The organism is Ruegeria sp. SATB045 (assembly GCF_059613525.1).
The window spans coordinates 157,243-169,651 of record NZ_JBXWSR010000028.1 but is presented as its reverse complement, the minus strand read 5'-3'; the positions used below and the strand labels follow the sequence as shown (position 1 = coordinate 169,651).

13 protein-coding genes are annotated in these 12,409 nt (G+C 58.1%); 5 read left to right on the top strand and 8 right to left on the bottom strand.

Annotated features, from left to right (window positions below; all coding sequences use genetic code 11):
• Nucleotides 1-3: 3 nt before the first annotated feature.
• Nucleotides 4-936: an MBL fold metallo-hydrolase gene (locus tag AC2FNR_RS16005; protein ID WP_496850019.1), complete on the bottom strand. Its 933-nt coding sequence runs from the start codon at nt 934-936 to the stop codon at nt 4-6.
• 233 nt (nt 937-1,169) lie between these two features.
• On the opposite strand from AC2FNR_RS16005, the gene gltX reads away from it, so the two are divergent.
• Entirely contained in the window at nt 1,170-2,495 is a 1,326-nt protein-coding gene (gene gltX / locus AC2FNR_RS16000) for a glutamate--tRNA ligase (RefSeq protein ID WP_496850017.1), read from the top strand.
• Between the two features lie 66 nt (nt 2,496-2,561).
• On the opposite strand, the gene AC2FNR_RS15995 is transcribed toward gltX, so the two are convergent.
• Nucleotides 2,562-3,131 (bottom strand): gamma-glutamylcyclotransferase family protein, encoded by a 570-nt coding sequence (locus AC2FNR_RS15995; protein WP_170353455.1) that lies wholly within the window; start codon nt 3,129-3,131, stop codon nt 2,562-2,564.
• Nucleotides 3,132-3,225: 94 nt separating this feature from the next.
• Here AC2FNR_RS15995 and AC2FNR_RS15990 point away from each other — a divergent pair, with 94 nt between their 5' ends.
• Complete coding sequence (locus AC2FNR_RS15990; RefSeq protein WP_209195274.1) at nt 3,226-3,672, top strand: RrF2 family transcriptional regulator; 447 nt, start codon at nt 3,226-3,228, stop codon at nt 3,670-3,672.
• Between the two features lie 2 nt (nt 3,673-3,674).
• On the opposite strand, the gene AC2FNR_RS15985 is transcribed toward AC2FNR_RS15990, so the two are convergent.
• Both AC2FNR_RS15985 and AC2FNR_RS15980 read right to left on the bottom strand, forming a co-directional pair.
• On the bottom strand, nt 3,675-6,203 hold the full coding sequence (locus AC2FNR_RS15985; RefSeq protein WP_496850015.1) for an ABC transporter permease: 2,529 nt from the start codon (nt 6,201-6,203) through the stop codon (nt 3,675-3,677).
• Nucleotides 6,200-6,895, bottom strand: coding sequence for an ABC transporter ATP-binding protein (locus AC2FNR_RS15980; RefSeq protein WP_170353452.1), 696 nt, complete (start codon nt 6,893-6,895; stop codon nt 6,200-6,202). The genes AC2FNR_RS15985 and AC2FNR_RS15980 overlap by 4 nt, the downstream gene beginning before the upstream one ends.
• 48 nt (nt 6,896-6,943) lie before the next feature.
• Here AC2FNR_RS15980 and AC2FNR_RS15975 point away from each other — a divergent pair, with 48 nt between their 5' ends.
• Complete coding sequence (locus AC2FNR_RS15975) at nt 6,944-7,570, top strand: arylesterase (RefSeq protein ID WP_480867149.1); 627 nt, start codon at nt 6,944-6,946, stop codon at nt 7,568-7,570.
• Nucleotides 7,571-7,583: 13 nt separating this feature from the next.
• Here AC2FNR_RS15975 and AC2FNR_RS15970 read toward each other — a convergent pair whose 3' ends face one another.
• The 4 genes from AC2FNR_RS15970 to ettA form a co-directional block, all read right to left on the bottom strand.
• Nucleotides 7,584-8,144, bottom strand: coding sequence for a L,D-transpeptidase (locus AC2FNR_RS15970; protein ID WP_496850012.1), 561 nt, complete (start codon nt 8,142-8,144; stop codon nt 7,584-7,586).
• 168 nt (nt 8,145-8,312) lie between these two features.
• The gene (locus AC2FNR_RS15965; RefSeq protein ID WP_170350547.1) at nt 8,313-8,519 is read right to left on the bottom strand and encodes a cold-shock protein; all 207 of its coding nucleotides are present in this window, start codon (nt 8,517-8,519) and stop codon (nt 8,313-8,315) included.
• A 242-nt stretch (nt 8,520-8,761) separates the two neighbouring features.
• Nucleotides 8,762-9,490, bottom strand: a complete 729-nt coding sequence (locus AC2FNR_RS15960; protein ID WP_496850010.1) for a hypothetical protein — start codon at nt 9,488-9,490, stop codon at nt 8,762-8,764.
• The gene (ettA, locus tag AC2FNR_RS15955) at nt 9,487-11,142 is read right to left on the bottom strand and encodes an energy-dependent translational throttle protein EttA (RefSeq protein ID WP_496850009.1); all 1,656 of its coding nucleotides are present in this window, start codon (nt 11,140-11,142) and stop codon (nt 9,487-9,489) included. Before ettA ends, AC2FNR_RS15960 begins: the two co-directional genes overlap by 4 nt.
• A 137-nt stretch (nt 11,143-11,279) precedes the next feature.
• On the opposite strand from ettA, the gene AC2FNR_RS15950 reads away from it, so the two are divergent.
• On the top strand, nt 11,280-11,750 hold the full coding sequence (locus AC2FNR_RS15950; protein ID WP_496850007.1) for an MOSC domain-containing protein: 471 nt from the start codon (nt 11,280-11,282) through the stop codon (nt 11,748-11,750).
• A gap of 32 nt (nt 11,751-11,782) precedes the next feature.
• Complete coding sequence (locus tag AC2FNR_RS15945) at nt 11,783-12,403, top strand: nicotinate-nucleotide adenylyltransferase (protein WP_480866940.1); 621 nt, start codon at nt 11,783-11,785, stop codon at nt 12,401-12,403.
• The last annotated feature ends 6 nt before the right edge of the window (nt 12,404-12,409 follow it).

Below are 12,409 nucleotides of genomic sequence, written 5' to 3'. Positions count from 1 at the left end.
GGGTTAACCCATCATCTGATAGCTGACGGGGACAAAGCGGAAACCATCCCCGCGTGTTTCAACAAAACCTGCTGCGGGGAACGGCATATGGAATCCGATCATCGGGACTTTATCTGCGGCCAGCATACCCAAAACCTTACGGCGTGATGCTGTGGCTGCAGCTTTGTCCATGTCAAAGCGCACTTCCCATTCGGGATGCGCGAAAGACCAGACGTAATGGTTTGCGAGGTCAGCTGTCAGCACCAGACGCTGCCCGTTGCTTTCAAGGTGATAGACAGTGTGGCCCGGTGTATGGCCATACGCCGCGACGGCTGTGATGCCTGATGCGACTTCTCCGCCATCGCCAAGGAATGTTATCTTTTCAGCTTGCGGAGTGACCTTGGCGGCAACGAGATCGCCGACGCGGTTCCCTGCATCCTGAGCTGCCCAGAAATCATATTCGGGCGAAGCGGTCACAAAACGCGCGTTGGTAAAGGTGGGGGCATCATTGGTTGTCATGCCGCCGATGTGGTCGGGATGCATATGGGTAAGTACGACGACGTCGATCTGATCAGCGGTAACCCCCGCATCTGCAAGAGCGGCCTGAATACCCCCCTGACCCAGGCCGGTGTCGAACAGAACCAGCTCGGATCCGGTGTTGACCAGCGTCGGGGTAAAGAAGAATTGTGCTTGGTCGGCAGGGATGAAGTTGTCGGCCGAGACCTTGGCAAATTCCTCGTCCGAGGCACCGCCGCCGAAAATCTCTTTGGCACCGTCACGCGGCAAACTGCCATCCAAAAGCGAGGTGACCGTGAAATCGCCCAGTTGAAACGATTTGGCGATTGTCGAGTTCGCTTTGGTTTCGTTCGTTGCTGCCAGCACCGGGGTTGCAGCGGCGGCAAAAGGCAATGCTGCGGCTGATCCGAGCGCTGCGCGGCGTGTCAGTTTGATGGTCATGTCTCATTCTCCCTGTCAGAGCACCAGTTCTAATCCTAGATCGGTGAAGGCCACTTGCCAGTTCACACATCAGTGAAATGGGCTGCGTGAGCGAACATAGCATGTTAATTTTTGCTCATGTTGCGATCCGCGCCGGATCTGAAGACAGATTTGTTTCCTGCCGCCCCGTTTTCCTGCATGTGCTGGACAAAATGCCCATCCTGTGACAAGAGCCGCGCCAACAGGAGACACCTATGACAACCACCCGTTTCGCCCCGTCGCCCACCGGTTACATCCATGTGGGCAACCTGCGCACCGCGCTGATGAACTATTTGATCGCTCGCAAGGCAGGCGGCACGTTCATCCTGCGCATCGACGACACCGATCCCGAGCGGTCGCAGGAAGAATATGTCGACGCGATCAAGCAGGATCTGGAGTGGCTGGGTTTGCATTGGGACCGGGTCGAGCGTCAGTCCGACCGTCTGGATCGCTATGCCGAAGCAGCCGACAAGCTGCGCGAGATGGGTCGTTTCTATGAGGCGTTCGAGACACCGACCGAGCTGGACCTGAAACGCAAGAAGCAGCTGAACATGGGCAAGCCGCCGGTCTACGACCGCGCCGCGCTGAACCTGTCGGCGGCCGAGAAAGAGGCTCTGCGCGCGGAACGTGGCAATGGTGTGTGGCGCTTCAAACTGGATCACGAACGGATCGAGTGGAATGATGGTATTCTCGGCGACATCTCGATTGATGCGGCGTCAGTGTCTGATCCGGTGCTGATCCGGGGGGATGGTCAGGTTCTGTACACCATCGCGTCGGTGGTCGACGATACCGAGATGGGCGTGACCGATGTGGTGCGCGGTTCGGACCATGTGACCAATACCGCGACGCAGATTCAGATCATTCAGGCGCTGGGCGGAGACTGCCCGCGCTTTGCGCACCACTCGCTGCTGACTGGCCCGCAGGGTGAAGCGCTGTCGAAACGTCTGGGTACGCTGGCCTTGCGCGATCTGCGCGAACAGGGCGTGCAGCCGATGGCTCTGCTAAGCTTGATGGCGCGTCTAGGGTCCTCTGATCCGGTCGAATTGCGTTCGGATATGGCCGAGCTGATTGACGGGTTTGACATTGGCCGTTTTGGCGCGGCGCCGACCAAATTCGACGTGCAGGACCTGTTTCCGCTGACCGCAAAACACCTGCAATCGTTGCCACTGGCCGATGTGGCCGATGCGGTCGCCGATGCGGGTGTCCCGGCTGAGCTGGCCGAGTCGTTCTGGGCCATGGCGCGCGAGAACATCACGACTCTGGCTGATCTGAAGGGCTGGTGGGATCTGTGCCGCGACGGGGCCGAACCTTTAATCGCTGACGAGGATCGGGCATTCATCGCCGAAGCTGTTGCGCTGTTGCCAGAAGGACCGTTTGACGGTGAAACCTGGGGAGCCTGGACCAAGGCCGTCAAAGAGGCCACGGGCCGCAAAGGTAAGGGGCTTTTCATGCCGTTGCGCAAAGCGCTGACAGGGATGGAGCGCGGACCGGAAATGGCGACTTTGCTGCCCTTGCTGCAAGTGATCCGCGCGCGCGGGTGATAAACGCGCTCTGCGGCGCACGTATTTTCTACCAAAGAATGGCCGGGCAAGCGTCCCCGGCCTTTTTTACAAAGAGTGGACCAGTTTTGCAGAAAGATGCTGCAGGCGGGTATCCACAAATTCGGTCTCGTTCGGTTTCAACTGCTGGTGACGCGGATAGCGAGGTTCGGCGCGGTCGTTTAGGATCGGAGCATCCCATCCATCAGTGGTGGCAAAAAAGCGGTCCGCCCCGGCTTCGCCAAAGGCCCGCAGATAGCCTTGTACAACCACGTCGATATAGCTGAGCAGCAAGGGATGGCGATTGGTCGGTTCGGCGTGACGGCCATGAGGCACTGCATAGACGGCGATTTCCACATCATGAGTCAGGGGATGTGTCACGGCTTGGGTTGCGGGTACTCGATCATAGGCCCATTCGCGTTCATCCAGAGCGGCCCAGTCGTTTCGAGGCACATGTGCGATCATGCCTTCGATTTCGCTGTTCGGATCAGGGATGGCCGTTAGAAATGCCACCGGGCGAAGGTCCGTATGCCTCCAAGCGCGACGCCAGCCCTTCAGGCGGGCAGGGCGGGCATCCGGAAAATCGTGGGTCGCAAGGTTGACCAGGCTTCCGTAGCCAAAGAAGTAAGGGTCTGCCATGTGCCACTGTGTCCTTTGCGCCGATTGATGTATGTCAAACCGCTTTTTTGCCGGACATGCAATAAGGTCGCATCTTGAAATTTGGGAGGCGACCATGCGCATTACCAAACGGACGAATATTGCGGTGCGCCTGCTGATGTATTGTGCCGCGCATCAGGACAGGCTTGTGACCAAATCCGAGATTGCCGAAGTGTGCAACATCTCGGAAAACCATTTGGCACAGGTGATTAATCAACTGAGCCAGCTTGACTATCTCAGTACGCAAAGGGGTCGAAACGGAGGCATGACGCTTGCCAGACCCGCTGACCAGATTCGCATCGGGTCGGTCTTTCGCCATGTCGAAGGGAATCTGCCGCTGGCCGAGTGTTTTGCTGATGCAGACAACACGTGCCCATTGACCGATGCGTGCCGTTTGCGGTTGGCGCTGCAAGATGCTGCCGAAGTGTTTTATGCGTCGTTAGATGACATCACGCTGGACGCGCTGGTATGCGACAACGACCAACTGTTGCAGATACTGCAACCCGTGGCCTGCGTGCGATAGGATCAGTCACTGGCGCGCAGAATGCGGGCCGGTCTCACTGCGAGAGGGCGCAAAGCGAAGATCAGACCTGCGCCCAGCGTGACCAGAACCCCGGCCAGAACAATGCCAATGGCCGAGGGCCAGATGACCGCAAAACGGGTGTCAAAAATATAGGTGGCGACGGCCCATCCGCCCAGAATACCCGTCAACAGTGCCACGCTTCCGGCAGCTGCCCCCAAGAGAGCTGCGCGCATGGTGAAGCTGAGCAGGATGCGACGCCGGTCAGCGCCCAGCGTTTTCAGGATCGCGGCTTCATATCGTCGGGCCGGTTCGCCCGCTGCAGCGGCGCCGATCAAAACCAGAAACCCGGTCAACAGCGATACGCCTGCACCGTAAGACGTCGCAGCGGCCAGACCGGCCAGTAGGTCTGACACCCGGTCAATTGCGTCGCGCACCCGAATAGCAGTGATATTGGGAAACTGCCCGGCAAGGTCACGCAGTATCGGACCTTCGGCCTGTTCTTCGGCGTAGACTGTCGCGATGAAACTGTGCGGTGCTCCGGCCAAGGCGGACGGGTTTATCGACATGATGAATCCCATGCCAGCATTGGAAAAGTCGACTTCGCGCAGGGATGTCAGCTCTGCCGTGATGTCGCGCCCGAGGATGTTGACTGTCAGCATGTCGCCAAGGTTAAGCCCCATCTCTTCGGCTTCTTCTGCGGCGAAACTGACCTGAGGGGGGCCTGCATAGTCCTCGTCCCACCAGTCCCCTTTGGTGACACGCGCGTTGCTTGGTGGCGTTGCTGAATACGTAACGCCTCGGTCGCCGTCCAGAACCCAGTGATCACCCGCCACATCACGCGCAGGGCTGCCGTTGATCTGAGTGATGATGCCGCGCAGCATCGGAGCACTCTCGATGCGGTTGACCGCCGGGTCGGTTTCCAGACGTTCGAGAAAGCCGGGCATTTGGTCTTTTTGGATGTCTACGAAAAAATACGACGGTGCCACATCCGGCAGATTTCCCGAGATCGCATTGCGAAGTGTGCCGTCGATCTGGCCAACTGCCGCCAAAACAGACAACCCCAAACCAAGCGAAAGAACAACCGACGCTGCCCCTTCCCTTGGATCGGAAATGGCAGACAGCGCCCATCGCATTGCGGGTTTACCGCGTGCCCAGGGGGCGCTGACACGAGCCAGCTTGCGGATGGCAAATGCCGATAGGGCCAACAGCGCCAGCGCGCCGACCAACCCTCCGGCAGTCCAGAGCGTCAGGCGGGTCGATCCGCTGAACCAAGCTGCAGAGGCAACAAGCAATCCCAGCCCGATGACCGTCGCCATGAGGAATACAGGGCGCGGAAAAACGTGTGCCGATGAAAGGGCATCGCGGAAGAGTGTTGCCGCGCGGACCTGTTCAGTGCGGGCCAATGGCCAAAGGGTAAACAAAAACGCAGTTAGCACTCCATAAAGTGCCGCCTCGGCCAGCGGTTTGGGGTAGAAAGAAAACACTGCGGGTACGGGCAGGCGCGCCTCGATCAATGGGGCAAGAAGCACGGGTGTCAGACCACCCAGCACAAGGCCCAGCAGGATCCCGATACCAGACAGGATCCCGATCTGGATCATATAGGTTTGGAAAATTGTTGCTCGATCCGCACCCAGTGTGCGCAGCGTCGCAATCGTTTCCGTTTTTTGTGACAAATAGGCCCGTACGGCGGCTGATACGCCGATGCCTCCGACCGCCAGTCCGGACAGGCCAACCAGCACCAGAAACGCGCTGAGCCGATCTACGAACTCGGCGATGCCGGGTGCCCCGTTTCGGGCGTCGGTCCATCGCATTCCGGTGCCGTCGAACGTCTTTTCTGCGGTCGTGGCCAGCTGGGCAAGGTCAGTGTCGCGTGGCAAGTCCAACCGGTACTTGGTTGAAAACAGTGTTCCGGGTGCCAACAACCCCGAACTGCCCAAATCCTCGGTGCGAACCAGTGTGCGTGGGCCCAGCCCGAACCCGTCTGCCGCTCCGTCGGGTTCATGGATAAGCGCAGCTGTCAGCACAAAGTCTTGCGAGCCAAGAGCAAAAGTTTGGCCCACCGACAGGTTCAATCGGTCCATTAAAGACGGGTCCATGACCGCACCGGGCAAACCCTGATCGCCCTCAAGAGCTTGGGACAGAGTCATGGTGGGCTCTAATACGGTTTCGCCCACCAAAGGATAGGCATCGTCCACGGATTTTACTTGCGTCAGCGCGCGCTGCGCGGTCTCTGCCTGCCCGGTTACGGCCATCGACCGGAAATCGACGACTTCGGAGGTTGCCTCGGCCGCCTGTGCCATCCAAGCACGCTCATCGTCGGACGCGAACCGATAGGTGAACTCCAACTGTGCGTCTCCGCCCAACAACGCGGCCCCTTCCTGTGACAGGCCGTTCTGAATTGCGTATCTGACCGAGCCAACAGCTGCGATGGCAGCCACCCCAAGCGCCAGACAGGCAAGGAAAACGCGGAAACCACGCAAGCCGCCGCGCAACTCGCGCCGCGCTAGCCGCCCCGCAAGGCGCAGGCTCATTCGGCGGCCTCTTGCCGTGTATCTTCGGTAATCCTGCCATCGCGCAAGCGGATCACACGGTCGCACTTACGGGCCAGGCTATGGCTGTGGGTTACAAGGACCAATGTCGCGCCGTGGCGGTCCCTCAGGTCAAACAGAAGATCGACGATTGCAGCGCCGTTGGTTTCATCAAGGTTTCCAGTTGGCTCATCCGCCAGCAATATTTTCGGTCGAGGAGCAGCCGCGCGCGCAAGTGCGACGCGCTGTTGTTCGCCACCCGACAGCTGTGCAGGGTAATGTTCGTGCCGGTGGGAAAGGCCGACCGCATCCAATTCCGCTTGCGCACGGGAGAATGCATCTTTCTGGCCGGCAAGCTCCAGCGGCGTTGCTACATTTTCCAATGCTGTCATAGTTGGGATCAGGTGAAAGTTCTGGAACACCACGCCCATCGTGTTACGACGGAACCGAGCCAGAGCATCTTCGTCCATACGACCCAAATCCTGGCCGAGTGCGTTGATCTTGCCGCTGGTTGCCCGTTCCAACCCACCCATCAGCATCAGCAGCGAAGACTTGCCAGACCCGGACGGCCCAACCAGCCCCAGAGTTTCATTCTGAGCAACCGAAAGAGTGATGTCATGCAGGATATCCACCCGACCGGCATTGCCATCCAGCGATAAAGCGGCATGTTCAAGGGACAGAACTGGTAGAGTCATAGGGCGATCCAAAGCGGGGGCGTTGATGATTGATATGGAGCGGTTATGATGTTGCGCAAGGCTTTGATCACGATGCTTTTTGCCTGCTGGGGCGTCATGGCAACAGCGGAAACCGTCGTGATTGCGGCATTAGGAGATTCCCTGACGCAAGGATACGGCCTGCCAGAACGTGATGGGTTTGTACCGCAACTTGGCCGTTGGCTTGATGGTCAGAATGCTAACATCCGCTTGATCAACGCCGGTGTTTCAGGCGACACAACCGCTGGCGGTGCTGCAAGGGTGGGTTGGACCCTGACCCCCGAAGTTGACGGGTTGATCGTCGCACTCGGTGGAAATGACCTATTGAGGGGAATCGATCCGGCCGTTTCGCGTGCCAATCTTACAGCCATCCTGAAAACCGCGCAGGAGGCGGGTGTTGAGGTCTTGCTGGTCGGCATGCAGGCCCCGGGCAACTACGGGGCTGAATACAAGGCGGCCTTCGATCAGATGTACCCTGATCTTGCGCAGCAATTTGACACCGCCTATGCCCCTAGCTTCTTCACGGGTCTCACATCTGACGCAGACCCGAATGCAGCGCGCCGATTAATGCAACCTGACGGCATCCACCCCAATGCCGAAGGCGTTGCGTTAATCGTTCAGGACCTTGGGCCCTACGTTCTGGATCTTGCCGAGTAAGCCATAGAATGGATCAAATGACTGTAACCACGGTTCCGATCAGCACACGTTCGTAAAGATCGACAACATGAGAATTCAGCATCCGGATGCATCCGTTTGATGCGGCGGTGCCAATCGTCTGTGGCTGCGTGGTGCCGTGAATGCGAAAATACGTGTCGACCCCGTTCTGAAACAGGTACAACGCCCGCGCGCCAAGCGGGTTGTCCCCTCCGCCGGGTTGGACGTAGTCGTTATCCTTGAAACGGGCATAGGTTACCGGCTCGCGCTCGATCATCTCGTTGGTGGGGCGCCATGTGGGCCACTCTTTCTTGACGTCGATGGTCGCTGTTCCCGTAAACTCGAGCCCTGCTTTGCCGACTCCGCAGCCATAGCGAATCGCCTTGCGCGGTTCGGTCACGAAATACAGGTAGAAAGACCTCGGTACGACCAGAAGCTGGCCGGGCAGGAATTCTTTCTTGATCCGAACGTACTGGGGCGTCGGGTCGTATTCAGCAGTCTTCGTTTTTGCTGATGCAACGCCCGGAACAAGGCTTAGGGCGGTGGCGCTTGTCATGAAGCTTCGGCGTGTGAACATGTCGTATCTCTTCACTCGAAAAACAAAATCTTGAACAGAGTGTCGGAATGATATCCGATCCGGTCAATCTGCGGTGAAGAGTAACTGAAATGTGATGTCGTCAACGGGCCACACTATTCGGGCCCGTTGAGAAAAAGGGCAGAGGAAAGCCGCTGCCCTTTCAATGGCTTATGCCAGTTGAATGTCGTCGGCGCTTTCGCGGCCGTCACGACCCGAGCGCAGCTCGTACGTGACTTTCTGGTTGTCGGCCAGACCGGTCAGGCCCGAACGCTCGACAGCCGAGATGTGAACGAAGATGTCTTTGCCGCCATCTTCGGGTGCGATAAAGCCGTAGCCTTTGGTGGTGTTGAACCATTTAACGGTGCCTGCGGGCATATCCGTATTCTCCTGTTTGGTGCTGCCCACGGGGATGCGGCAGCCTGGCGTCGTAGTCTGGATCGAATGACTGAGCGCCGGAAAAGGAGACAGTAGGTCGAAATAGAAAAACGTTAGCCCTTTGGATATGGCATTGGTGTAGGGATGTGGCAAGGGTGATCGTCTTTGTGTACCGTAATCGGTTCATAAGGCGTCATCGATCGCCCGAGTTAGCGGGTTTGCGCTGGCCTTCCGCTTTGCACCTAAACCGGAAGCTTGGCGACAATATCAGCGTATTTGGGTGATGCTATGAAACACCTTGGCAGTTCTTCGACAATTTCATCAATCGAATCGTAGACTTGGCTTGCCGCCGACCTGAGTTCAGTCGGAATCTCTTTGGGCGCGCGCTGTTCACGTTTCGGGAGCTTCATTTTCAGGCCGGTAAATTCCGATATGTCGTTTTGATGATCCCATATCGCATCGTAGTGAACGCATAAAACGGGGACGCCCTCAAATACGGCCCATTCTTTTATCTGCTTGGCTTGTTGTAGGATATCCCGCTGAAACAGATCGCAATATTCGCCAGTCGCATGAAGGTGATAAAAATGCTGTCGGATCCAGTCTTCACCATACCGCTCTTTTGCCGAATAGACGGAAAAGGCCGAATCTTTGGTGGAACCGAAGCAAAAGACCACTCTGGTATTGGCCGGCCACTCCAACAACGCCTGCGGAAAATCGTGGGTTTTGTAGATGAACGGCGCTTTGAATTCGGCGTCCTTGAGACGAGCAACGAAGGCCGAGCGTTCTACAGCTGAAGGGTTTCTTTTTCTAAGTGCCTTGCTAAGGGCAAGATAAGTAACGGTACTTCCGGATCGACCGTTGCTTGCGACTATGACGCAATGGTCGCGGTCCGATGTCTTTCCAAACCTTGCAATGCGTCCAATCGCCAAGAACAGCGATTGGAACATACGTTTGGAAATTCGGGTTCTCACCGGGCAAACTTCTTATGCTTCAACCGCTTGGGCTCTAGCGCGTCCGGTCCCAGACGGCGCTTTTTATCCTCTTCGTAGTCCTCGAAGTTGCCCTCGAACCACTCCACATGGGCATCACCCTCAAACGCCAGAATATGCGTGCAGATACGGTCGAGGAAAAAGCGGTCGTGCGATATCACAACGGCGCAGCCGGCGAAATCGACCAGCGCGTCTTCCAGCGCGCGAAGGGTTTCGACGTCAAGGTCGTTGGTTGGTTCGTCGAGCAGCAAGACGTTGCCGCCCTCTTTCAGCAGGCGGGCCATGTGGACGCGGTTGCGCTCACCACCTGACAGCAATGAGACCTTCTTCTGCTGGTCACCGCCCTTGAAGTTAAACGACGAGCAATAGGCGCGGGAATTGACCTGCGCGTCGCCCAACTGGATGATCTCGGCACCGCCGGTGATCGCCTCCCACACGGTGTCGTTGTCGGCAAGGTCGTCGCGGGACTGGTCGACATAAGACAGCTCGACCGTGTCACCCAGCGTGATGGTGCCGCTGTCGGGCTGCTCCTGACCGGTGAGCATTTTGAATAGGGTCGATTTACCCGCGCCGTTGGGACCGATGACGCCGACGATGCCGCCGGGAGGCAGGGCAAAGTCCAGCCCTTCGATCAGTTGCTTGTCGCCCATGTGTTTCGATAGACTCTCAACCTCGATCACCTTGCCGCCAAGGCGCTGGCCATTGGGGATGACGATCTGGGCACGGGTCAGCTTTTCGCGTTCGGACTGCTCGGCCAGCTCGTTATAGGCGTTGATCCGGGCTTTGGACTTGGCCTGACGGGCCTTTTGACCCTGACGCATCCATTCCAATTCGCGCTGCAGGGTCTTCTGTTTGGACTTGTCCTCGCGGGCTTCCTGCTCCAGCCGTTTGGCTTTTTGTTCCAGCCATGCAGAATAGTTGCCCTCGTAAGGAATGCCGCGGCCACGGTCGAGTTCCAGAATCCAGCCGGTGATGTCATCCAGGAAATACCGGTCGTGCGTGACGATCAGGATGGTGCCCTTGTAGTCGATCAGGTGCTGTTGCAGCCAGGCGATGGTCTCGGCGTCCAGGTGGTTGGTCGGCTCATCAAGCAGCAACATGTCGGGCGCTTCCAGCAGAAGTTTGCAGAGCGCCACGCGGCGTTTCTCACCGCCCGAGAGGTTGGCGATGTTGGCATCGTCCGGCGGGCAGCGCAGCGCCTCCATCGAGACGTCGATCTGGCTGTCGAGATCCCAGAGGTTCTGGCTGTCGATCTCGTCCTGCAGCTTGGCCATCTCATCGGCTGTTTCGTCCGAGTAGTTCATGGCGAGATCGTTGTAACGGTCGAGGATCGCTTTCTTCTCGGCCACGCCCAGCATAACGTTTTCGCGGACGGTCAGCGATTCATCCAGCTGCGGTTCCTGAGGCAGGTAGCCGACCTTGGCACCTTCGGCGGCCCATGCCTCGCCGGTGAAATCCTTGTCGAGACCGGCCATGATCTTCATCAGGGTCGATTTACCCGCGCCGTTGACGCCGACAACACCGATTTTCACGCCGGGCAGAAAGCTGAGGTGGATGTTTTCAAAGCACTTCTTGCCACCGGGATAAGTCTTTGAGACACCCTGCATGTGGTAGACATATTGATAGGCGGCCATGTCGCGTCCTCTGGGTCGGGGAAATTGGGTTGATCCGCTTGATATCCAAGCGGGGCGGGCGGGGCAAGCTGGTGGTTTTGTGAATTTTGCATTCGGATGCGCGGCGGTAGTTGTCCGATTGTACCAAAGGGGGAAGCATGGCGGATTTGGCGGCACTGATTGCGGGATGGGCCAAGCCGGGTCGGCTGGAATGGATTGTTCTGCGACCTGATCGCAGAGCCGAGGTTCAACGGGTCGATACTGTTTTGATCTCCGCCGATGGTTTTGAAGGCGACCGCGCTCGTGCGGGCAAGCGTGCCGTGACCCTGATCCAGCAGGAGCATCTGGTCGCGATTGGATCGTATCTGGGTCGGGGGCCGGTTGCGCCTGAAATCTTGCGGCGCAATCTGGTTGTCTCAGGGATCAATCTGGCCGCTCTCAAGGGGCGTGAGGTGCAAGTCGGTGAAGCGATTTTGCGCTTTACCGTGATCTGCGCGCCCTGCAGCCGGATGGAGGAGGCTTTCGGTAAAGGCGGCTATTCTGCCGTGCGCGGCCATGGGGGCTGGTGTGCTGAAGTCGTCAAACCCGGCCGGGTCAAGCTGGGCGATGTCGTGCAGCCCGTTGATTGACAAGCCGTCCCAGTTCTGAACAACAGCAAAGGATGGAACGTTTTGCCATACCATACGCGAGGCCCGGTCAGGTAATCGGTCTGTTCGGGGGGTCTTTTGATCCACCGCATCAGGGACATGTTCATGTCACGCGAGAGGCTATGAAGGCATTTGGGTTGGATCGGGTATGGTGGCTGGTATCCCCAGGAAATCCCCTGAAAGCACGCGGGCCAGGGCCATTGGCGGAGCGTGTCCGGGCCGCGCAGAACGTGATGCAACATCCGCGTGTCGAGGTCACGGATATCGAAGCGGTGACGGGGACCCGGGCGACCGCAGATACTCTGGCGGCATTGCAGCGATTTTATCCGCAGGTACGGTTCGTATGGATCATGGGGGCTGACAATCTTGCCCAGTTCCACCTCTGGAAAGATTGGCGAACCATCATGGATAACGTGCCTGTCGGTGTTGTCGCACGCCCAGGTGATCGTATTTCAGCGCGAATGTCTCCGGCGGCCAAGGTCTATGCGACGTATCGCATAGACGGGCAGGCGCGGCATCTTCTGGGGCGGGCGCAGGCCCCGGCGTGGTGTTTTGTCAATGTCCCAATGCTTGATGTGAGTTCAACTGAACTTCGCAATCGCGGCATCACGGCGAATGGGGTGTTGCCGGAATAGCCCCCA